The following is a 21,826-nucleotide window of genomic DNA, read 5'->3' on the forward strand; positions in this document are numbered from 1 at the left end:
GCCCCAGCCGTGCCGTCAGTTCAGCACTGCGTCGCCGACGACGAACGAGCCCGTCATCGTGGCATCGTCCGACGATGCCGCACACAGGTATCGAGTCAACAGCTTGTCGTCCGGGTCAGCCGGGATGATCGGGAGGACGTAGGTGGTCAGGCGCCCGGCGTCCCGACCGGCGATCGCGGTCACCTGCTCGGCGCATTCCAGACCGAGTGCCGTCGTGTCGCCCCACGAGGCCTGCGCATCCTTGCCCAGATCCGCGATGATCTCGATGTCATGGGCGTCGCTGCACGGCACAACCGGGACGCGTTCGCCGGCGCCGTCGACATCCGCGAAGTTCGCGCAGTGCCCCGGCTCGAGCTTGTCAGCGGCGATGGAACGCCCCTCGGAGATGTTCGACGGACTCGTATTGAAGGCGCCCGTCGCGACGAAGACCACGAGGACTGCCGCGGAGACGAGCGAGATCGCGCCCAGCACGATCCCGGTGATCGCCAGACCGCGACCTTTGGCTCCCGAACGACGGATCCTCGCCAGCGCCACGATTCCCAGGATGAGCCCCACGGGCCCGACGACCAGCCCGCAGACCAGCGCGGCGATGGCCGTGCCGTCTGTGGGCGGCGGCATGCCGGGCGGGTAGTACGGCCCGCCGTAGCCGGCTTGGGGAGCGGACGGGTAAGGGACGTTGCCCACCGGAGTTGCGTACGGATCCTGGGGTCCGCCGGCGTAGGGGTTTTGTGGTCCGCCGGAGTACGGCGGTTGCGGTGTGCCGGAGTGCGGCTGGGCGGGGTACGGCTGCGCCGGTGTCGACTGCCCCGGGAAGGGGTGGCCCGGAGCAGGCTGGCCAGACGGCGGCTTGTCGAAGGATGGCTGACCGGGCGGGCCGGAAGGAGCATGTTCGGGAGGCTGGGTCACGGACCCACAGTAACGAATGCCTCTTCGCCCCTGCGGCGGGGACCGCCACGCGGACCTCTCAGTCGGCGATGTCCAGGATCACCGGGACGTGGTCGGAGGCGCCCTTGCCCTTGCGCTCGTTGCGGTCGATCTCCACGGCTGTGACGGCCGTGGTCAGCGCGGGTGACGTGTACGCGAAGTCGATGCGCATGCCCTCGTTCTTAGGGAAGCGCAGCTGCTGATAGTCCCAGTAGGTGTACTTGCGGTCCTCGGGGATGAACTGGCGGCTGATCTCCGTGAAGCCCGCGTTCTCGAAGGCGGCGAAAGCGTCCCGCTCGGGCTGGCTCACGTGGGTCTGCCCCTCGAAGACGGCCATGTCCCACACGTCGGTGTCCCGCGGGGCGACGTTCCAGTCGCCGACCAGGGCGAGCTTGGCAGCCGGGTCCGCCTCGACCCAGCCGCGAGCGTTCTCCTCCAGCGTCCGGAGCCACTCGAGCTTGTAGGGGTAGTGCGGGTTGTCCAGCGTGCGCCCGTTCGGGATGTACAGGCTCCATACCCGCACCCCGCCGCAGGTCGCACCGATCGCGCGGGCCTCCAGAGCCGGCTCCTCTCCAAAGTGCGGCTGCCCCGGGAAGCCGAGCTCGACGTCGTCCAGGCCGACCCGGCTGATGATCGCGACGCCGTTCCACTGGGACAGGCCGAAGTGCGCCACCTGGTAGCCCGCGGCCTCGAAGGCCTCGGTGGGGAACTGGGCGTCCTTGCACTTGGTCTCCTGCAGGGCCAGCACGTCCGTGCCGCTGCGGTCGAGGAAGGCGACCGCGCGGTCGACGCGGGCACGGATCGAGTTGATGTTCCAGGTGGCAAGGCGCATGGGTACCAGGCTAGCGCCGGACCGTGTTCGGCGACGCCGTTCGCCCCTCTCCGCCCCACCACCCGACCGCTCCCTCCATTCGGGGCGTGCTCTTGACTACGGGGCGTGCGTTCAACCGCACGTCCCGTAGTCAAGAGCACGCCCCGTACATCCCCAGGCGCCGGTGACTGTGGCGGGACCGCCCCGTCGGTAGGCTGGCGGCATGGCAACAGCACTCATCACCGGCGCGAGCGCCGGCCTCGGGCTCGAGTTCGCATGGCAGCTCGCCGCCGCCCAGCACGACCTCGTGATCGTCGCGCGCGACACCGAGCGGCTGGACCGGCTGGCCGACCACCTGCGCGCCGCGGCGGGGATCCAGGTCGAGGTGCTCCCGGCCGACCTGGCTGACCGCGAGCAGACCGAACACGTCGCCGAGCGCCTGCGCGCCCTGGACAACCCGGTGAGCCTGCTGGTCAACAACGCCGGCTACGCCGTCGACGAGCCGTTCCTGGGCGGAGACCTGGCCAAGCAGGAAGCCTCCCTCGACGTCATGGTCCGCGCCGTCATGGTGCTCTCGCACGCCGCCGCCGGCCAGATGATCACGCGTGAGCGCGGCGCCATCCTCAACGTGTCCTCGATCGCCGCGCTGACGGCGTCGGGCACCTATTCCGCCAGCAAGGCCTGGGTCCGTGCGTTCACGGAAGGCCTCTCGGTCGAGCTCCGCGACACCGGGGTTACGGCGACGGCGCTGTGCCCAGGTCTGGTGCGCACGGAGTTCCACGAGCGCGCGGGTCTCGACTACGCCCACCTGCCGGAGATTGTCTGGCTCAACGCGGCCGACGTGGTGAGCGCGGCGCTCGCGGACGTGCGCCGCGGCGTCGTGATCTCCACGCCGAGCCTGCGCTACCGGGCGGCCTCGGGGCTGCTCCGGATGCTCCCGCGGTCCGCCATCCGGGCGATCCAAGGGGCGGGCAGCGTGAGCGGTACGGCACGTCCCCGCTAGCCTTTGATCGTGACCACGAACTCGAACGCCGACACCGTCCTGTCCCCGACGCCGCGCGAGCAGCTCCGCGACCTCATCGCCGAGCTCGCCATCGTGCACGGAAAGGTGACGCTGTCCTCGGGCAAAGAAGCCGACTACTACGTCGACCTGCGGCGCGTGACTCTGCACCACCGCGCGGCGCCGCTGATTGGGCACGTGCTGCTCGACGCGCTCGAAGAAGCCGGCCTGGGCACAGCCGAGGTCGACGCCGTCGGCGGCCTGACGCTCGGAGCCGACCCGATCGCGACGGCGCTGCTGCACGCGGCGGCTTCGCGCGGGCAGGACCTCGACGCCTTCGTCGTGCGCAAGGCCGCCAAGGCGCACGGCATGCAGCGCCAGATCGAGGGGCCGGACATCGCGGGGCGCCGCGTCGTCGTCGTGGAGGACACCACGACGACCGGCGGGTCGCCGATCGCGGCCATCGAGGCCGCGCGCGCGGCCGGCGCGGAGGTCGTCGGCGTCGCCACGATCGTGGACCGCGCGACCGGCGCGCAGGAGAAGATCGAGGCCCTCGGGGTTCCCTACCTCTCCCTCTTCGGTCTCGAGGACCTCGGCCTCGCCTGAGGCGGAGCTCCCGATGGACAACTTCCCTTGGATCTTTGTCGTCTTCCTCGTGGTGGCCGTGGTCATCATCGTCTTCGGCGTGATCGGCCAGCGACGACGCCGGGAGGCGAACGCCGCGTGGGCGGCGGCGCGGGGGTGGGCCGTCCTGGAAAACGACACCGCGCTCGCCCGCCGGTGGAGTGGCGCGCCGTTCGGGACCGGGAGCTCGCGCAAGGCGACGGAGATCCTCGCCGGACCGGCCGCGGGCCGGCAGGCGCTGTCCTTCCGGTACACGTACACCACGACGAGCGGGTCGGGGGAGAACAAGTCGTCGACCGATCACGTCCACCACGTGGTCGTGGTCTTCCTGCCGGCGCCCCTTCCGGCCCTGACCATCGCTCCCGAGACGTTTGGCGCCAAGATCGTCAAGGCCTTCGGGGGCCAGGACATCCAGTTCGAGTCGGAGCAGTTCAACTCGCGCTGGCGGGTGACCTCACCGGATCTGCGCTTCGCTCACGACGTGGTGCACCCCCGGACGATGGAGCGGCTGCTGCGCCCAGACGTGGCCGGGCGCACGTTCGGGTTCGTCGGCGACGCCGTCCTCACCTGGTCGGTCGGGGCGCCGCAGCTCGACGTGATCGACGCCAGGGTCGCCGTGCTCAACGAGATGATCGACGCGATCCCGGACTACGTGTGGCAGGACCGGGCCCACCCTCCGAGGTAGACCCGCCGACCGGCGTCGTCCCCTCCGTGGTGAGGCCCCGGTAGGGTTCAGGTCGTATCACCCGATCATGGACCCATGGAGGAGACGGCAGATGAACTTCGCCACCGTTGTTGCGCTCGTAGTTGTCGTCGTGGTGCTCGTGGTGCTGATCTGGGTGGTCAGCGCCTACAACACGTTCGTCCGCCTGCGGAACCTCATTCAAGAGGCGTGGCGCCAGATCGACGTCGAGCTGCACCGTCGCCATGACCTCATCCCCAACCTCATCGAGACGGTCAAGGGGTATGCCGCGCACGAGAGCGGTGTGTTCGAGGCAGTCTCGCAGGCGCGCGCCGCCGCGATTCAGCCCGGCTCCACGCCGGCGCAGCAGGCCGCTCAGGAGAACAACCTGACGCAGGCCCTCGGTCGGCTCTTCGCGGTCGCCGAGGCGTACCCGCAGCTGCGTGCGACGGAGAACTTCGTGGCGCTCCAGCACGAGCTCACCAACACCGAGGACCGGATCGCTGCAGGACGCCGGTTCTACAACGCCAACGTCCGTGAGCTCAACACCAAGGTCGAGACATTCCCGGCCAACATCGTCGCAGGGATGTTCCACTTCTCGCGCGCGGAGTATTTCGAGGTCACCGACCCTGCGGTGCGCGCGGCACCGGTGGTCGACTTCGGTCAGGGCAACGCCTGAGGGTTGTTTTTCCGATGGGGAGTTCTCCCCATCGCCTTCCCCGAGGCGCGCTCGTAGTCTGCGGTGCATGACCATCCACGCCGACCAGTCTTCGCGACGTTTGGCGCCCGCATCCTTCGGGGGACCGGGGCGAGCCGTAGGCACCTCGCACTACACCCTGGCGGCGAACTTCTTCGAGTCAGTCCGTTCGGTCCAGGTCCAGGAAACCCCCGGCAACGACGCCGTGATCGGAGCTCCGAGGACCAGCCTGCAGCACGCGCTGCACACCCCCGTGTCGTACTCGATGGCGCTGGGGACCGTGGCGGCAATGGTCTGCGCGATCGCCGTGGCCGTCGCCACCTTCGGCGCCTGACCGTTCACGTCTCCCTCATCTAGCCCGACCTCCGCACTGGTCAGTGCGGACCTCTGGGCACCGGAGCCCAAGCGCATGTGATCTGCGCCACACGACGCGGCCCCTCATCCCCGACATCGCCCCGATCTGACGATCTTGAGCAGACTGTCACGTACCGAAGGCTGAGCCCTAGGTGGACCTAATCTTGCTTTGGTAAGGCATGCCTTATAAGGTGCGGATCACGAGTGGGTTCTCTGTCGATGGTGAGCGCCCACAGCCCGCGCTGACCAGCGCCGACCTTCAGGAGTCCACCCGGTGTTCACATTCCTCGAGGAGCGCACTCGGCGCTTGCTCGCCACGCTCACGGCTGTAGCGCTGCTCGCCGGGCTGTCCGTGATCGGGATACTTGCGCCGGCGCAGGCGGCCGTCCCGACCAACACCGTTGCTGGCGGCAAGCTCACGTGGGGCGTCATCCAGGACTACCGCACTGTATTCCCGGCGTCGGCGTTCATGCGCAGCGCCACGGACGGGGCGACGTTCGTCAACGACAACGCCGTGTTCCCGGCGTCGACCACCTCAACCTGGGACGGCGTCAGCGGCTCGCTCGCATTCACCGGCTCGGCTCGGATCGGCTACGTGTCCGACACCTCCGGCACCTCCGGCAACTACATCTCCATCGCCTCGCCGACGATCGCGATCAACGGGACGAGCGGCACGCTGTCCGCGAACTCAGTGAGCAAGTCCCACGGGCAAGGCCCGGAGGCCCCCGCTGCGGTTCGCCAGCTGGCCACCCTCGACCTGAAGGACGCAGTCAAGACCGACACTGCGACCACCGTCTCCTGGACGGGCGTCAAGGTGGTCCTCGTCGAAGGCGCGATCGCGGTGTTCCCCAAGATCGTGCTGCCTGACAGCTACGACGCGCGTGAGGCTGGAGACCGCCTCGACGATCTGTCGATAACGCTGGAGAAGTCGACCACGACGACCACGGTCCGCGCGTCGGCGATCTCGAGCGCGGTTGGCTCGGACGTAACCTTCACCGCGACCGTCGAGCCCGCTGCAACGGGGACCGTGACCTTCTCCGGTGGCGGGATTTCCGCCACTGTGGTCACTGTCGTTGACGGATCTGCGAGCTTGAGCACCTCAGGCCTCGTCGAAGGGTCGGCCACCATCACTGCCACCTACAGCGGTAGCCCATCCGCAGCCCCCTCCGACGGATCCGTGACGCACACAGTCACTGCCACGCCCACCCCCGTGTCAGCGGCCTTCCCGACGATCTCCGCGCCCACCACGTCGCTCGGGTCTGTCACCTGGAAGGTGTCATCGCGCACCTGGACCTACTACAACGAGAAGAGCGTCACCGGAGGCGTGACCGTATCCGACGCGAGCGGCTTCACGCTCCCCGTCACCGAGGTCGTCACCTCGGGCACCACCTCTGACCTGAAGCTCTCGGGTGCATTCCGCTTCACCTGGCACAACACCCACGTGACTGGCGACCCGGTCTACTACTGGCTCCAGTTCGAAGACCTCTCGATGACCGTCGACGCTGCGGGCAACGGCACTCTCAAGGGCGCCGTCTCCTGGGACAGTCTCGCCGACGAGATCTCTTCCTCGTCGAAGCAGATCGTCTCGATCGCAACCTTCACCGTGGACCCCGCGACGCTCGTCGGTGACGGGATCGCAAGGACCTCGCTGACTCAGGTATTCACGTCAGAGTTCACCACCTACCTCGTTGCGACCGGTCAGGAAGGACACTTCGTGGCGAGTGGCCCGACGGATGCCAAGGCCGAGGCGAAGAAGGCGGCCCCGCTCGCGCTGGTGCTGAACGGGACCGACGTGCCGGAAACCGGAACCCCCGGTACGGGTACGCCTGGCGCCGAGACCCCCGGTACGGGTACGCCTGGCACAGAGACGCCTGGTGCCGGCACTCCGGTCCCGAGCGCGAAAGGTCAGCTGATCTGGGGTGTCAAGGCATCCTTCACCACCTACATCACCAAGGGCGCAGCCGGTGCGATCACAGTCTCGGGTGGCGCGGCGACGTCCGGCGCGGTCTTCACCTTCAACCAGACCTCGAAGGACTTCAACGGTTCGACCGGCACGGTCGGCTACGCAGGCACGGTCCACTTCACCGGCCACGCCGGCGTGCTCGACCTGCAGCTCATCAACCCGCGGATCAAGATCACTGGGCCCACCACGGCCATCCTCATCGTCGATGTCGTCGGCAAGGCACTTGACGGCGCTTCGGTCACCAACTCCGGCGTCGAGTTCGCCACGCTGACGCTGGACACCCCGACGACCGACGGCGGTGTCACGACGTGGACCAACGCAGCGGCGACCATCACGGCTGCTGGTTCCGAGGCCTTCTCCGGATTCATCCAGGCCGGCACCGCGCTCGACCCCGTCTCCTTCACCATCGGAGCGGACACCGTTGCGGGCGAGACCCCGGTCACACCCCCGGCCACCACCGTCGCCCCGCTCGCCGCCGGCACCTACCCGAACGCCACGGCCAACGTGCCCACCGCCCTCCCGGGTGGTGAGGTCACCGTCACAGGGACCGGTTTCGGCGCGAACACCACGGGCATCGAGCTCGCGGTCTACTCCGTCCGCCAGGTCCTCGCGACCGGCCTCACGGCCGACGCAAACGGCACGGTCACGGCCACGGTCACGCTCCCCAAGAACCTCGCGGCCGGCGTGCACACGCTCTCCTTCGAGGCCAACGGCGTGAAGTCGCAGGTCACCATCACGGTCGAGGCGCCGGCCCCGGCAGCCAAGCAGTGCGTGGCGAACGCGGTCTCGGGCGCGACTCTGAGCTGGGGCGTCAAGAGCTCCTTCCGCAACTACATCACGAGCCCCACGGCCAACGGGTCGATCACCACAAGCGGCGTGAGCGACTCCGGCTCGGCCTTCCGCTGGACGGCTGGGACGGGCAAGTTCAACACCGAGGTGAACCAGGGTCGGGTAGCCTACGCGGGTTCCGTGCACTTCTCGGGGCACGGCGGCCTGCTCGACCTCACCATCTCCAACGTCCGCATCCAGGTGAACAGCGCATCGACCGCGTCGCTCATCGCCGACGTGTCGAGCACCAGCATCGACGGCGTCAAGTCCAACCAGTCCGGCATCGCGCTGGCCTCGCTGAGCCTGTCCGGCACGAAGTCGACGTCAGGCAGCACGGTCACCTGGACCAACGCCGCTGCGTCTCTCACGGCCGCGGGCGCCAAGGCGTTCTCCGGCTTCTACGAGGCCGGTGACGCGCTCGACCCCGTCACGTTCTCCTTCCCGCTGGGAGCGACGGTCGAGTGCGACGCAAGCTCGGGCGCCCTGGCAGCCACCGGGGCCGATGGCCTGGCCGACGCCGCGCTCCTCGCGCTGGCAGCCATGGCCTTCGGTCTGAGCCTCGTCATGGTGGCCCGTCGTCGTCGGCCCCGCGTGAAGATCGGCTGATCTACGCGTAGCTGAACGACGAAGCGCTCCTGTCCGGATAACCCGGGCAGGAGCGCTTCGTCAATCCGCACCGCAGTTAGTTCAAGGAGAGCGACGGGATCCACCATTAACTGCCTTCTCGGGCACGAGGTGCATGCTTGACTTTCGCTACAAAGGGTGCCAAGATCGGCGTGCGCAAAGATGCGCAAGAAGTTCGACTCTGCATTGGAGGCAGAATGGCCCGCAATAATACGCGAAGGACATTGCGGCTCTTTCTGATGCTCACCTGTGTGGGGATTGCGGTGTCTGGCTGCGCAGATAAGGTGACATTCTCTGATGGGGTTGCCAGCAGCCCGTATCACGAGATCTTCGAGCGGGAGCTCAGCGGTCCCCTCAGCGAGTTTCAGAAAGAAATTCTGGCCGACGGCGTGGTGACCGATAGCGAGGTGACGGAAGCTCAAGGCAGATTTAAGTCGTGCTTCGAGGATCTGGGGTATAGCGTCGGCATCGACCCGAACGACGGCAGCTACACCTGGAGCGGCAAGGTAGGAGATGACCAGGCCGTCGTCGAGGCGGCCTACGATGAATGCAAAGAGAAGTTCGTGAGCGCAGTCGGGCCGATGTACTACGATATGAAGAAGAATCCGAAGAACGAGGTCTTCGAAGATCTGATCGTCGAGTGCCTTAAGCGCAATGGCTATATCGATCCCGGCTTCGCAACGAAGATGACCGGAGAAACCATCATCACGCTGCTCACTGACGAAAACTCCGCGTGCTTCCAGAACCCCATGGAATCATGAACCGTGCGGCAGCGATGAAGCGGTTGTCCGCAGGAGTGAAGACCCCGGGAATCATCGGCTCGGTCGCGCTGGGGGCACTGGTGCTTGCCGCCGCCGCTCTGGGCACAGGAATGGTGCTGGCCCCAGAACGCACGCCCGCCATCGCGGCCCAGGCCGCGCCGTTCTCGGCGATCCCCACAGCGAGCGAGACCTTCGACGACGCCCGCCAGGTGCAGGTTCGCGCCGAGATCGCCCCGGAACTGACGCTGACCCTCGCCGCCGCCGGGCGGATCACCCGCTCCACCTGCATCCCCGGGGCGACGATCGGCTCCGGATCGAGTCCGGTCACCGTGGACGACCGTCCCACCTTTGCCCTGGCGACGTCGGTCCCGCTCTGGCGTGACCTTTCTTCCGGGACCAAGGGCGAAGACGTCCGCTCGCTGCAGGAGGAGCTCACCCGGCTCGGCTACGAGGTCACGGCCGACGGGGTCTACGGCAAGGGCACCACGACGGCGATAGCTGCGCTCTCCAAGCAGCTTGGCGTCGCCAAGCCGGCCGGCGCCCTGGCGGTCGCGTCTGTGCTGTGGCTGCCTGCGCCGTCGGTCGCGATCAAGACGTGCCCGCTGGCTGTCGGGTCCGCCTCTCCGGGAGACGTCCCCTTCGCCACGACCGATGGGGGGCTCCTGTCCTTGCATCTCAAGGATGCCCCCACGGGCATCACCCCCGGTGAGCGCGTGGCCAGTTACGCGGGCGTCAGCGCTCCCATCGCGGAGGACGGCTCGATCACCGATCCTGCGCTCCTTGACGCGGTCCGCCGCTCACCCGCATTCATCATGTCGCAGATGCCAGACGCACCGGAGGGCGGTGGTGGGCTCCAGGTGTCCTTCGCCCTGGCCGAGCCGGTCACGGTGACCGTCGTGCCGCCCGGCGCGCTCTTTGCGCTGAGCGCGGGCCGCGGGTGTGTGCGGTCGGCTGGCGCCAAGCTCCCGGTGACCGTTGTGGCTTCTTCCTTGGGCAGGACGTTCGTCACCTTCGAGGAGGGCCAGACGCCGCCCCCCTCGGTCGACCCCGCCCCGGTCGACCCCGGAGCGACGTGCGGATGAGAGCGGTGCTCGGTCACGATCTTGGGCATTCCTTCCCGGGCACGGGCGAGCTGTTCACCGGGCTCGACCTCGAGATCGTGCCGGGTGAGGTGGTGGCTCTGGTCGGTCCCTCGGGCAGTGGCAAGTCGACCTTGTTGAGCATCATCGCCGGCTGGGAGCAGCCGAGGGCGGGGCGCGTCGAACGGCGCGGCATCGTCACGACCGGGTGGGTGTTCCAGAACCCGCACGGCGTTGCGCGGCGCACGGCGCTCGACCACGTGGTCCTGGCGTTGTTGGCGCAGGGAGGCAGACGTCGACTGAGCGAGGAACGCGCACGGCGCATCATGGCCAGCTTCAACCTCGAGAGCGTCGCGCAACGCCCCTTCCGGGCGTTGTCGGGCGGTGAGGCACAGCGCCTCATGCTCGCCCGGGCCGTGGCTCTCGCTCCCGACCTGCTGCTAGTCGACGAGCCGACGGCGCAGCTCGACATGCACACGGCGGCGACCGTCAACGAGGTGCTGGCCAAGATTGCACAGGACAACTCGATCGTGGTGGTCGCCACCCACGATCCGCACACCCGCGACGCGTGCTCACGGGTGATCGACCTGGCCAGCTATCAGGCCACGGGTGTGGAAGGTGCGCTCGCATGACCGGGATGCGGCTGCGTTCGGTCGTCTCCGAGGCGTGGCGCAACACCCGCTCCGGGACCGCGCGCCCGTTGCTGTTCACGGTGCTGTTCCTCATCTCGGTCGGAGCGCTGGCGGGCGTGGACCAGCGCGCCGTGGTCGGGGTCATCCGCGGCGCGCAGGACTTTCGGGACGCGGGAGCGAGCACGCAGATCGTCGAGATGGTCGGGGGCGTCGACGGCGCGCACTGCGCCGCCCTGGCCGAGGTCGAGGGCGTGAATGCGGCGGGTGCGCTGCGCAACGGCGAGCCGGTGCGCGCTCTCTCCCTGCCTTCGACCGACCTGCCGGTCTACGAGGTCACCCCCGGATTCCTGAGCGTGCTGGGCCAGCCCGCACTGCGGGAAGCCACCGGGTTGATGCTGTCCATGGACACGGCCGAGATCTTCGGTGCGCAGGTGCGTTCGACGTTCGCGACCCGGACAGGCTCGGCGACGGTCGCGGCCGTCTTCCCCTACCCCGACGATGGCCGGGGCGGGGGTCTGTCCTACGCCGGCTTGGCCACGGTGCCGGCGACGGGGATGTTTGACCAGTGCTGGGTCGAGGTGTGGCCGCTCACGGACGAGATCGGTCCGCTGCTGCGGCTGGTCGTGTCAACCGCGCCCGACGCCGGCCAGGTCGTCCAGAAGCAGCTCAACTCCCGCCTCGGGACGGACTACGACGCACGTGCGCTGCTCGGTGAACGGCCCACCAGGTTCGCGACCGTCGGTGGGGTGGCCGTCGGTCTGGCGCTGGGTTTCGCCGCAATCCGGCTGCGCCGCCTCGAGCTGGCCGCGGCCTTGCACACCCGGGTCAGCCGCACCGCGCTCACCTGGCAGGTTGTGCTCGAGACCCTCGTGTGGGTCGTCTCGGCCTCGATCATCGCGGTACCGGTCCTGGCGCATCTCGCGGCCTGGGGCAATCCCGAGCCCGCCGGGCCGGTCTGGGTCATCGGGATGCGCGTCGTCCTCGCCGCGGGCGCGGCCGCGGTGGTCGGCGCGGTGACCGCAACCATGGCCACCCGCGAGAGACACCTGTTCCGGTACTTCAAGGACCGATAGTCCTTGCTGGCGACGCTCAGACGCGCTCGATGAGGTTCGCGATCGAGTCGACGACCGTGCTCGGGCGGAAGGGGTACTTGTCCACGTCCTTGAGCTTGGTCGAGCCGGTGAGCACGAGGAAGGTGTGCAGACCGGCCTCGATGCCTGCGACGACGTCGGTGTCCATCCGGTCGCCGATCATCGCGGTCGACTCCGAGTGCGCGTCGATCCGGTTGAGCGCCGACCGGAACATCATCGGGTTCGGCTTGCCGACGAAGTAGGGCTCGCGCCCGGTCGCCCGCGTGATCATCGCGGCCACGGCGCCCGTGGCGGGTAGTGGCCCCTCGGCGGACGGTCCGGTCGCGTCGGGGTTGGTGCAGATGAACCGCGCGCCACCGAGGATCAGGCGAACCGCCTTGGTGATCGCCTCGAAGGAGTATGTGCGCGTCTCGCCGAGCACCACGTAGTCCGGGTCGGACTCGGTGAGGGTGTAGCCCGCCTCGTAGAGCGCCGTCGTCAGGCCGGCCTCACCGATCGCGTAGGCGCTTCCGTTGGGGATCTGGTCGGACAGGAACTGCGAGGTGGCCAGCGCGGACGTCCAGATGGACTCCTCGGGCACGTCGATGCCGGAGGAGTAGAGACGGGCCCGCAGGTCCCGCGCGGTGAAGATCGAGTTGTTCGTGAGGATGAGGAAGGGACGTTCCTTGTCGCGCAGCGTCTTGATGAACTCGGGGGCCCCTGGGATCGCGTTGCCCTCGTGCACGAGGACGCCGTCCATGTCCGTGAGCCAGGACTCGATGATGCGGGTCATCAGGGGATCTCCTTCGGGTCGGTCGATGCCGGGGCTGCAGGAGCCTTGCCGGCCTTGCGCTTGGCGAGCCATCCGCGGCCCACCTCGATGATGATCGGCAGCACCGAGACGAACACGATGAGGACGAGGATGGCCTCGATGTTGTCGTGCACAAAGGTGATCTGACCGAGGAAGTACCCGAGCACCGTGATCCCCACGCCCCACAGGAACGCCCCGATGACGTTGTACGTCACGAAGTGGCGGTAGGGCATCTTCCCGACGCCGGCCGCGACCGGCGCGTAGGTACGCACGAAGGGCGCGAAGCGCGCCAGGATGATCGACCGGCCGCCGTACTTGTCGAAGAACGCGTTCGTCTGGTCGATGTAGGACTGCTTGAAGAACCGCGAGTCCGGCTTGTTGAAGATCTTCGGTCCGGCCTTGCGGCCGAAGAAGTACGCCACCTGGTCACCGGCGAAGGCTGCGAAGAACAGCAGCAGGCAGAGCAGCCACAGAGGGAAGTTGAGCTGATCCTGGGCGACGAGCATCCCGGCCGTGAACAGCAACGAGTCCCCAGGCAGGAAAGGGAACAGCAGCCCGGTCTCGATGAACACCACGAGCACGATCCCGATCAGCGCGTACGTGCCGAAGGACTCGATCAGGGAGTCGGCATTGAGCCAGCTGGGGCCGAGGGCGACGATCTGGTCGCTTGCGGAGAGGAGGGCTGTGGTGATCACGGGCTCAGCCTACGGGGTCACGACCGCGCTCCCCGGTCTGTCAGCGCGGCGTCGGGCAGCCGACACACGATGCCCACACCGCGCCCGCGGTCGCGCCACAATAGAGGCATGACCAGCCCCGCCCCTCGCCTCCCGTTCTCGCGCCCGCCCGCCTTCGTCGCCCCCGGCCGCGACGGCGCGCCGCGCGTCCTGCTGCTCGGCTCCGGCGAGCTGGGCAAGGAGGTCGCGATCGAGCTGGCGCGCCTCGGCGTCGAGGTGGTGGCCGCCGACCGCTACGCCGGCGCCCCCGCGATGCAGGTCGCCCACGCCTCCCGCGTCCTCGACATGGGTGACCCCGTCGCGCTGCGCGCGCTCATCGACGAGGTAGCCCCCGACGTCGTGGTCCCCGAGATCGAGGCGATCGCCACGCAGGTGCTGGTCGACGTCGAGGCGACCGGTCGGGTGATAGTCGTCCCGACGGCACGCGCGACGGCGCTGACCATGGACCGCGAGGGCATCCGGCGCCTCGCCGCGGAGACCCTCGGGCTGGCGACCTCGCCCTATCGCTTCGTGGACACCCTCGCCGGTCTGCGCGCCGCGACGGCCGCCGTCGGCCTGCCCTGCGTGATCAAGCCCGTCATGAGCTCCTCCGGCAAGGGCCAGTCCGTCATCCGTACGCCCGACGACGTCGCGGCGGCCTGGGAGTACGCCCAGACCGGCGGCCGGGTCGCCGCGAGCTGCCCGGGCGGTTCGGGTGGCCCGGACGAGACCGGTGTGCGCGTCATCGTCGAGGGTTTCATCAGCTTCGACTACGAGCTCACCCTGCTCACAGTGCGTCACACGGGCGGCACGACCTTCCTCGACCCGATCGGCCACACCCAGGTGGACGGCGACTACCGCGAGTCCTGGCAGGGCCAGGACGTGCCCGACGTCGTCGTGCGCCGCGCGCAGGAGATCGCGACGGCGGTCACCGATGACCTGGGCGGCTACGGGGTGTTCGGCGTCGAGGTGTTCGTCGTGGGTGAGGAGGTCATCTTCTCCGAGGTGTCCCCGCGCCCGCACGACACCGGGCTGGTGACGCTCGTGTCCCAGGACCTCAGCGAGTTCGCGCTGCACGCGCGGGCGATCCTCGGCCTGCCCGCCGGGGACGTGACGCGGATCGGCGGCCCGGGCCAGGAGGCCGCGGCGTCGTGCGCGGTCCTCGCCGAGGGGGAGGGGGTGCCGGTCGTGACCGGCGTCGAGCTCGCCCTCGCGGTCCCGACCGCGCAGGTGCGGATCTTCGGTAAGCCCTCCGTCTCCGGACGCCGCCGGGTCGCGGTCGCGCTCGCCCGCGGGGCGGACGTCGCCGAGGCCCGCGCGCGGGCCCGCGCCGCAGCCGCCGCCCTGCGGATCGAGCTGGTCTAGATGGCCGCCGAGGGCGCTGCCCCCGTCCCCGTCCCCGTCCCCGTCTCCGCTGACGACGCCGAGCCCCAGCTCGAGGTGGGCGTCGGGCCGTGGCCTGGCGGCGAGGCGGCCTGGCCGCGCACCCAGACGGGGGATCTGGACCCGCGATACGACGCGGAGCTGCTCGCGGCGGGGGACCGGCGCAACGTCGTCGACCAGTTCCGCTACCTGTCGATGGAGGCGATCGTCGCCGAGCTCGACACCCGGCGCCACCCGCTGCACGTCGCGATCGAGAACTGGGGGCACGACCTCAACATCGGGTCGGTCGTGCGCACCGCGAACGCCTTCGCCGCGAGCGAGATCCACATCGTCGGTCGGCGCCGGTGGAACCGTCGGGGTGCGATGGTCACCGACCGCTACCAGCACGTGCGCTACCACGCCGACGTCGCCGCGTTCCTGGACTGGGCGCACGAGGCGGGCGTTCCGGTGATCGGGATCGACAACGTCCCCGGGTCCATCCCGATCGAAGGCTATGCGTTTCCCCGCGAGTGCGCGCTGCTCTTCGGTCAGGAGAGCACCGGGCTGACCGAGGAGGCGCGACTGGCCAGCCGGGACATCCTGCACATCACCCAGTTCGGCTCGACCCGGTCGATCAACGCGGGGGCCGCCGCCGCGATCGCCATGCACGCCTGGGTGGTCCAGCACGCCCAGAACTGAGGGGCCGTTCTGCCCACGGGCCGAACGGCCTAGGCCGGCCGCCCCGGTTTCATGACAAACTTGGTGGGAAAACGTTCAGGTCCCTCTTTCACAGGAGTCTTTCGATGGCTATCGCAACCCCAGAGGTCTACGTCGAGATGATCGACCGCGCGAAGGCAGGCAAGTTTGCCTACCCGGCCGTGAACATCACCTCCTCCTCTTCCATCACCGCAGCCCTCCAGGGCTTCGCCGAGGCGGAGAGCGACGGCATCATCCAGGTGTCGGTCGGTGGCGCGGAGTACGCCTCCGGCGCAACCATCAAGGACCGTGTCACCGGCTCGCTCGCGCTCGCCGCGTACGCGACCGAGGTCGCCAAGAACTACGGCATCACCGTCGCGATCCACACGGACCACTGCGCCAAGCAGAACCTCGACTCCTGGGTCCGCCCGCTGCTCGCCCTCGAGGCCGAGCAGGTCAAGGCCGGCAAGCTCCCCACGTTCCAGTCGCACATGTGGGACGGGTCGACCGTGCCGCTCGAGGAGAACCTCATCATCGCCGAGGAGCTCCTTGAGCTCTCGGTCGCCGCTCGCACCATCCTCGAGATCGAGGTTGGCGTCGTCGGTGGCGAGGAAGACGGCCACGAGGCCGAGATCAACGAGAAGCTCTACACGACCATCGCTGACGGCCTCGCGACCATCAAGGCGCTCGGCACCGGCGAGAAGGGTCGCTACCTCACGGCGCTGACCTTCGGCAACGTGCACGGCGTCTACAAGCCCGGTGCGGTCAAGCTGCGCCCGGCCCTCCTCAAGGAGATCCAGGAGGGTGTTGGCTCGGTCATCGGCAAGGAGAACCCCTTCGACCTCGTCTTCCACGGTGGGTCCGGCTCCACGGCCGCGGAGATCTCCGAGGCCGTCGACAACGGTGTCATCAAGATGAACGTCGACACCGACACTCAGTACGCCTACTCGCGTCCGGTGGCTGACCACTTCTTCCGCAACTACGACGGCGTCCTCAAGGTCGACGGCGAAGTTGGCAACAAGAAGGCCTACGACCCGCGCGCCTGGGGCAAGGCTGCCGAGGCTGGCATGGCTGCCCGCATCGTCGAGGCTGCTCAGCAGCTGCGTTCAGCCGGCCAGAAGCTCGGCTGAACCTGATCACTCCTGATCACGCATGAACGTAGGAAGGCCCCGGTGGAATCCACCGGGGCCTTCCTACGTCGCGGGTGTGGTCAGTCGGTGAGGCGCACGTCCCCGACGGGCTCCCGGAGAGAAGCTGCCTGCGGAGCGGAGAAGTTGTCATCGGTGGGACTGCCTTCGACGATCTCGAGCATGCTCCCGATGCTTGTCACCTCGAGCAGGAACCGCACGGTCGGTGGCGTGTTGAAGATCCGCACCGGCCCCGAGGTCACGGCGGTCAGCCGAGCCAGGAAGGCCACCCCGGTCGAGTCCATGAACGTCACGTGGTGAGCGTCGATCTCGACGGCGAGCATGGACTTCTGGACGTCACGGGTGGCCTGGTTGAGGTCCGCGGCGAGATCCGCGTCGATCTCGCCCGACAGCACGACCCTGGCGTGCGTGGTCCCGACGATCACATGCACGCTTCCTGGCTCGACATCGCTGCTGTTCGCCGCGCCGGTCGTCGCGCGTGACGGTGGACGCGCGGACTGGAGAGGCTGACCAGTGTCAGGGGTGTTAACGTCGCCCACAAATGCTCCCTTCGGCAGATGACCATTGTGTCCGGTGGGAGGGTTATTGGCTAGTACCCAGACGGACGGAAGGAGGCGGGGTGGAATCTCCGACGTGGAGCGCCCAGGCGCCGACCGCCCACGGTCACGGCTCGCGCGACGGTGCGTTCGACCTCGCTGGTGTACGCGACCGAGCCCTCCAGGCCGCCGGGATCGCGACGCTCATCCTCGACCCTGGCCCTGACGTCCCCACGATCGTCTGGGCGAACGAGTCGTTCGCCCAGCTGACCGGGTATCCAGCCGGTGACGTCGTCGGGCTGCCGCTGACCCTCTTGGAGGCGCCCGGACGTGCCGGGTTCGACTTCACGTCCATCCGCGACGAACTGATCCGCGACGACGAGGCACCGCTCACCTGGCGGATGCTCAACGCGCGTGCCGACGGCGGGCTGGCCTGGTGCGAATACTGCGTGGCCCAGGTCCGCGATGACGACGACGTTGCGCGGCATTGGGTAGCCATGGTCACGGACGTGTCCCAGCAGGTGGTCGAGCACGACGAACAGGAGCGGTCGATCGAGGTCGAGCGCGCCGCCCGCACCACCCTCGACCTCGTCTCCCTCGTCTCGGACCTGCTCACGGACCTGGACTACCCCTATGTGCTGCGTGAGGTGGCCCAGCACCTGCAGCACGGCGTGGTCGGGTGGGCCGGCTTCTACCTCAACGACAACGGGCTCGTCTTCTCCGAGGGGATCAACGTCTCGGTGACCTCCTCGGTCGCCTCGAACCGGCTGGCCCGCGAGGCCGGTGTGAGCGTGGACGCGCTCGGCGACTCCCGTACGCCCGGCGACAGCACCGGCCTCACGCAGGTGATCGCCCCCGTCGTCGATCCCCTGCAGGACCTCCTCGAAGGGCTGGTCTCCGGCCCGATCGGCTTTGCCTTGCGCACCGACTACCCGGAGGCGACGGCAGCCCGGGTGCTCGCCACCGAGCTCCGGGTGCGGATGGGTGTCTCCCGCGCCGGCGGTGAGGACGGGTGGCCGGTCGTGGTCGTCCACGCGGTCCCCGGCCGACGCCGCGTGCTCGGGCTGCTCGTGACGACCCCGAACGACCCAGTGTTCGACGGGATCGCCGACGTCGACGCGACGACCATGACTCTGCTGCACGTGGTCGCGCGGCGGGTGGGCATGGCGATCGACAACGTGCGCCTGTATGCGCGCGAGCACCAGCTCGCCGAGACGCTGCAGCGCGCCATGCTCCCCGAGCAGGTCGACATCGCCGGCCTGGACGTGTGGACCTACTACGCGCCGACCTCCGACCACGCCCAGGTGGGCGGCGACTGGTACGACGTGCTGCAGATCGACGACGAGGTCGCCGGGCTGGTCATCGGGGACGTCGTCGGCCACGACATCGAGGCTGCCGCGACCATGGGCCAGCTGCGCTCGGTCGTGCGGTCCTACGCCTTCGAGCTGACGACGCCCGGCCTGGTCCTGGAGCGGGTCGACCAGCTTGTGGTGGGGATGCGGATTCCCCGCTCGGCGAGCCTGGTCTACGGCACGCTGCGGCGGGTAGTGCCCGTTGATCCGGGAGTGCCCGAAGAGTCCGGACGGTGGCGGCTGGAGTACTCCCGCGCCGGTCACCTGCCTCCGCTGCTGGTCCGGGCAGGGAAGGCGTCCCAGCTGAGCGGTGCCGGGGGAGCGCTGATCGGTTTCGGCACCCGCGCCCGAGGGACCGCTGCGGAGATCCTCGAGCCCGGTGACGCGCTGATCTTCTACACGGACGGTCTGATCGAGCGTCGCGACCGGGCGCTGCGAGCCGGCCTCGCAGCGCTGATCGACGCCGCCGAGCACTCGACCGCGACCGACGCAGCCGGGATCGGGGAGGAGCTCCTCGCTCGCCTGGCCGACGCGCCCGAGGACGACGTCGCCGTCGTCGTCGTACGCGTGCCGAATCCGGTGGCCGACGGCGCGCCGCCAGCCATGAGCCCCCGGTCGCGGCGGTGGCTGCTGCCGAGCGAGCCGGCGTCCATCGGGCGGGCCCGGCACGCTGTCCTGCGCACCTGCCAGGCCTGGGATCTAGCCGACGTCGCGAACGCCGAGCTGGTGGTGTCCGAGCTCGTGGCTAACGCGGTCCTGCACGGATGGGGTCACATCGCGCTGCGGCTCTTCGACACCGGGGACGGGCTGCGCATCGAGGTCGAGGACTCCAACCCGGCCCCGCCCGTCACAACCGACGGGCACGCCAACCGGCTGGGTGGCTACGGGATGCAGATCGTCGAGCGGCTCGCCGACTGGGGCTGGCGCCCGAGCGGCACGGGCAAGCTCGTCTGGGCGAAGATCCGCACCTCGCAGGGGTAGCGGACCCACGGCCTCAGGGAGCGGACGGGGGCCGCAACCGCGGCGACCGGGGGGGGAGCGTGCGGGCTACGCGCGGCGCTCGGGCCCGGAGACCGCCGGGACGCCCGACGCCGGGGTCAACGGGGTGCAGCTGTGGTCGGGGTCGATCCGGAACAGCTCGAGCGCCCCGCACACCTCGAGCACAAACATGTCGCGGTCGTCACAGCCGCGCAGCACGGTCGCGCCGCCACGCTTGCGGCCGGAGTCGGCCAGGGAGATCAGGAAGGCGGCACCGGTCGAGTCCATGAAGGTGACCCGGCACATGTCGATCACCAGCAGCTGGCGACGCAGCCCGACGACGCGGGCGGCGAGCTCGGGGAACTGGTCCCGCTGGGCGAGGTCGAGATCGCCTGTGATCACCAGTGTGGTGGTTGCCGGGGAGGTTGCGATCTGGATCATGCCTACAGACTCTAGTCACGGCGATGGGCCCATGCACCTCAGATGACAACGTCTTCACGCGCGACCGCGCGCCCAGCGCGACGCACCAGGCACAATGGCACCCATGAGCCACGCCCCGCACTCCTCCGCTCCCGTCCCCACGAATCCGCCGGTCGGCGGCGCCAATCTGCCCGGCGGTAGTGCCAACTTGCTCGGTGGCATCGCCCCGACCCGCCTGGGCGCCGACCACCCCGACGTCGCCGCGCGCGCCGACGTCGCCGGCGGCCGGGCCGTGGCCGACGTCGCGCGCGACTACCCGTCGTCGTCGTACGTGTGGGCGGTGCTCGCCGAGGGCGCCCTGGACCGCGGCGACGAGGTAACGGCCTACGCCTTCGCCCGGACCGGCTACCACCGCGGTCTCGACTCCCTGCGCAAGGCCGGATGGCGTGGCCAGGGGCCGATCCCCGTCGATCACGAGGCAAACCAGGGCTTCCTGCGGGCCCTGCTCGCGCTCGCCGAGGCCGCCGAGATCATCGGCGAGGAAGACGAGGCAGCCCGCTGCCAGACCTTCTTGCGGGACTCCGGCGTAGCCCCCGACGACGTCGCAGCGCTGCGATAGGGATAGATGGACGGTCGTCGCGAGCTAGCCGATCGCTTCCCTGAGCTCAGGTTCGCACTCGCGTGGGAAGCGGCCGATGTCGACCGTCCACTCTCCCTGGTCGGTGATCGACCAGTACCCGTGATCGAGCGCCCAGGTCCACCCCTCCACCCGACGCGCGAGTGAGATCGGGGTGGACTCGCTGATGCCCGAGAAGGATGTGTATACCGCCGTGGGAGCTCTCTCACCCTCCAGGGCGCTGCAGTCCATGACCACGGGTAGCTGATGCGCGAGGATGAGCAACCACCGGGGCTGCCGGATGTATGGGGCGTCGTAGTCTTCCCCCGGCATGGGAGCAGTAGCAGACTGCCATTCGCGAGTCAGCCTGAGCGCTGTCCGAAGGTCCGGGAACAGCATGAACGGAACGATCCCCTTGCCCACGGCACCGCCGTCTCCGTCGTGCCACGTCCAGAGCGTGCGCGCGTCCTCGGGGAAGGGGAAGCCGAGTTCCGCGGCGATCTCGTCGATCTCAGGGTCCGAGAGGCCTCGGGGGAGGCTCGATGTGACTGTTGCCCTCATGCTTCTCAGCCTGGCTTCATACTCAGCGAGGGCGGACGCCAAGGGTGTTTTCATCTGGAAAGCCCCTTGTGTCGGTGGGCCTCTGGATCGAGTGGGTTGCGATGAACGCTAGCGGAGGTGCGGTATAGATGCCGCAGTTCATACAAATTTCACCCGTCCTGGCGGACCTGGCACGCTCGAGGACGCCTCGTCAGATCGCGGGTTGTTTGCATTGTGAGGCGACGGGCACCAGCGTTGACCAGATGAAACGGTCCCCGCCTGCCAGTGGTGGTGCGGCCAGCCCCGAAGCGTTCTACCGGTTCATCTACTCCACCAGCCACCAGCCACCAGCCACCAGCCACCAGCCACCAGCCACCAGCCACCAGCCACCAGCCCTACCTCGGGCGCCATCGCCGAAGAGCTCAACGAACGCCCCCGAGCAGCCCTCGACTTCTGCACACCACGCGAAGCCTTCGAACAACTCCTCAACGACGACGTTGCTTCCACGCCTTGACACCAAGGAGGATGCAGGCGAAGTGGAAGCACCGGCGCTGCACCAAGGGCAAACGAACGGTAAACTCATCGGGGAAATCGGGTCACTGCCG

The 21,826-nt window shown here is 68.8% G+C and carries 22 protein-coding genes and 1 pseudogene; 16 read left to right on the top strand and 7 right to left on the bottom strand.

Going from position 1 to position 21,826, the window contains the following annotated elements; all coding sequences use genetic code 11:
• Positions 1-15 precede the first annotated feature (15 nt).
• Entirely contained in the window at positions 16-906 is an 891-nt protein-coding gene (locus BLQ50_RS03040; RefSeq protein ID WP_217629083.1) for a DUF4190 domain-containing protein, read from the bottom strand.
• Positions 907-964: 58 nt separating this feature from the next.
• Entirely contained in the window at positions 965-1,756 is a 792-nt protein-coding gene (locus tag BLQ50_RS03045; protein WP_093181094.1) for an exodeoxyribonuclease III, read from the bottom strand.
• A 202-nt stretch (positions 1,757-1,958) separates the two neighbouring features.
• Between BLQ50_RS03045 and BLQ50_RS03050 the strand changes: the two genes are divergently transcribed.
• From BLQ50_RS03050 to BLQ50_RS03095, 10 genes are all read left to right on the top strand, one after another.
• Positions 1,959-2,738: an SDR family NAD(P)-dependent oxidoreductase gene (locus BLQ50_RS03050; RefSeq protein ID WP_093181096.1), complete on the top strand. Its 780-nt coding sequence runs from the start codon at positions 1,959-1,961 to the stop codon at positions 2,736-2,738.
• A 9-nt stretch (positions 2,739-2,747) separates the two neighbouring features.
• A complete protein-coding gene (pyrE, locus tag BLQ50_RS03055; RefSeq protein WP_175558995.1) occupies positions 2,748-3,341 on the top strand; it encodes an orotate phosphoribosyltransferase in 594 nt (197 codons plus the stop codon).
• 13 nt (positions 3,342-3,354) lie between these two features.
• The gene (locus BLQ50_RS03060) at positions 3,355-4,044 is read left to right on the top strand and encodes a hypothetical protein (protein WP_093181097.1); all 690 of its coding nucleotides are present in this window, start codon (positions 3,355-3,357) and stop codon (positions 4,042-4,044) included.
• Positions 4,045-4,135: 91 nt separating this feature from the next.
• Complete coding sequence (locus BLQ50_RS03065; RefSeq protein WP_093181099.1) at positions 4,136-4,720, top strand: LemA family protein; 585 nt, start codon at positions 4,136-4,138, stop codon at positions 4,718-4,720.
• Positions 4,721-4,787: 67 nt separating this feature from the next.
• On the top strand, positions 4,788-5,072 hold the full coding sequence (locus BLQ50_RS03070; protein WP_139185705.1) for a hypothetical protein: 285 nt from the start codon (positions 4,788-4,790) through the stop codon (positions 5,070-5,072).
• Between the two features lie 294 nt (positions 5,073-5,366).
• Positions 5,367-8,489 carry an HtaA domain-containing protein gene (locus BLQ50_RS03075; RefSeq protein WP_093181102.1) on the top strand — a complete coding sequence of 1,041 codons (3,123 nt, stop codon included), beginning with the start codon at positions 5,367-5,369 and terminating at the stop codon, positions 8,487-8,489.
• Between the two features lie 137 nt (positions 8,490-8,626).
• Positions 8,627-9,268 carry a hypothetical protein gene (locus BLQ50_RS03080; protein WP_139185707.1) on the top strand — a complete coding sequence of 214 codons (642 nt, stop codon included), beginning with the start codon at positions 8,627-8,629 and terminating at the stop codon, positions 9,266-9,268.
• On the top strand, positions 9,265-10,350 hold the full coding sequence (locus BLQ50_RS03085; RefSeq protein ID WP_093181105.1) for a peptidoglycan-binding domain-containing protein: 1,086 nt from the start codon (positions 9,265-9,267) through the stop codon (positions 10,348-10,350). Before BLQ50_RS03080 ends, BLQ50_RS03085 begins: the two co-directional genes overlap by 4 nt.
• Positions 10,347-10,979 (top strand): ABC transporter ATP-binding protein, encoded by a 633-nt coding sequence (locus BLQ50_RS03090; protein WP_093181106.1) that lies wholly within the window; start codon positions 10,347-10,349, stop codon positions 10,977-10,979. Before BLQ50_RS03085 ends, BLQ50_RS03090 begins: the two co-directional genes overlap by 4 nt.
• A complete protein-coding gene (locus tag BLQ50_RS03095; protein ID WP_093181108.1) occupies positions 10,976-12,052 on the top strand; it encodes a hypothetical protein in 1,077 nt (358 codons plus the stop codon). The genes BLQ50_RS03090 and BLQ50_RS03095 overlap by 4 nt, the downstream gene beginning before the upstream one ends.
• A gap of 16 nt (positions 12,053-12,068) precedes the next feature.
• Here BLQ50_RS03095 and BLQ50_RS03100 read toward each other — a convergent pair whose 3' ends face one another.
• Positions 12,069-12,842, bottom strand: a complete 774-nt coding sequence (locus tag BLQ50_RS03100; protein WP_093181109.1) for an HAD-IIA family hydrolase — start codon at positions 12,840-12,842, stop codon at positions 12,069-12,071.
• A complete protein-coding gene (locus tag BLQ50_RS03105) occupies positions 12,842-13,555 on the bottom strand; it encodes a VTT domain-containing protein (RefSeq protein ID WP_093181111.1) in 714 nt (237 codons plus the stop codon). The genes BLQ50_RS03100 and BLQ50_RS03105 overlap by 1 nt, the downstream gene beginning before the upstream one ends.
• A gap of 108 nt (positions 13,556-13,663) precedes the next feature.
• Between BLQ50_RS03105 and purT the strand changes: the two genes are divergently transcribed.
• From purT to fbaA, 3 genes are all read left to right on the top strand, one after another.
• Entirely contained in the window at positions 13,664-14,938 is a 1,275-nt protein-coding gene (purT, locus tag BLQ50_RS03110) for a formate-dependent phosphoribosylglycinamide formyltransferase (RefSeq protein WP_093181112.1), read from the top strand.
• The gene (locus tag BLQ50_RS03115) at positions 14,939-15,634 is read left to right on the top strand and encodes a TrmH family RNA methyltransferase (RefSeq protein ID WP_093181113.1); all 696 of its coding nucleotides are present in this window, start codon (positions 14,939-14,941) and stop codon (positions 15,632-15,634) included.
• A 104-nt stretch (positions 15,635-15,738) separates the two neighbouring features.
• Positions 15,739-16,761 carry a class II fructose-bisphosphate aldolase gene (gene fbaA, locus BLQ50_RS03120; protein WP_093181115.1) on the top strand — a complete coding sequence of 341 codons (1,023 nt, stop codon included), beginning with the start codon at positions 15,739-15,741 and terminating at the stop codon, positions 16,759-16,761.
• A gap of 80 nt (positions 16,762-16,841) precedes the next feature.
• On the opposite strand, the gene BLQ50_RS03125 is transcribed toward fbaA, so the two are convergent.
• Positions 16,842-17,210, bottom strand: coding sequence for an STAS domain-containing protein (locus BLQ50_RS03125; RefSeq protein ID WP_093181116.1), 369 nt, complete (start codon positions 17,208-17,210; stop codon positions 16,842-16,844).
• A 188-nt stretch (positions 17,211-17,398) separates the two neighbouring features.
• On the opposite strand from BLQ50_RS03125, the gene BLQ50_RS03130 reads away from it, so the two are divergent.
• On the top strand, positions 17,399-19,648 hold the full coding sequence (locus tag BLQ50_RS03130; protein ID WP_245700850.1) for a SpoIIE family protein phosphatase: 2,250 nt from the start codon (positions 17,399-17,401) through the stop codon (positions 19,646-19,648).
• A gap of 66 nt (positions 19,649-19,714) precedes the next feature.
• Here the strand turns inward: BLQ50_RS03130 and BLQ50_RS03135 are convergent, their stop codons facing one another.
• Positions 19,715-20,086, bottom strand: coding sequence for an STAS domain-containing protein (locus BLQ50_RS03135; RefSeq protein WP_093181119.1), 372 nt, complete (start codon positions 20,084-20,086; stop codon positions 19,715-19,717).
• 103 nt (positions 20,087-20,189) lie between these two features.
• On the opposite strand from BLQ50_RS03135, the gene BLQ50_RS03140 reads away from it, so the two are divergent.
• The gene (locus tag BLQ50_RS03140; protein ID WP_093181121.1) at positions 20,190-20,684 is read left to right on the top strand and encodes a DUF3151 domain-containing protein; all 495 of its coding nucleotides are present in this window, start codon (positions 20,190-20,192) and stop codon (positions 20,682-20,684) included.
• Between the two features lie 24 nt (positions 20,685-20,708).
• On the opposite strand, the gene BLQ50_RS03145 is transcribed toward BLQ50_RS03140, so the two are convergent.
• The gene (locus BLQ50_RS03145) at positions 20,709-21,296 is read right to left on the bottom strand and encodes an SMI1/KNR4 family protein (protein WP_139185709.1); all 588 of its coding nucleotides are present in this window, start codon (positions 21,294-21,296) and stop codon (positions 20,709-20,711) included.
• Between the two features lie 295 nt (positions 21,297-21,591).
• On the opposite strand from BLQ50_RS03145, the pseudogene BLQ50_RS19325 reads away from it, so the two are divergent.
• Positions 21,592-21,735 (top strand): annotated as a pseudogene (locus tag BLQ50_RS19325) (IS30 family transposase); the annotation flags it as partial.
• Between the last annotated feature and the right edge of the window lie 91 nt (positions 21,736-21,826).

The sequence above is a fragment of the Sanguibacter gelidistatuariae genome (assembly GCF_900096585.1).
Taxonomy (GTDB): Bacteria; Actinomycetota; Actinomycetes; order Actinomycetales; family Cellulomonadaceae; genus Sanguibacter; species Sanguibacter gelidistatuariae.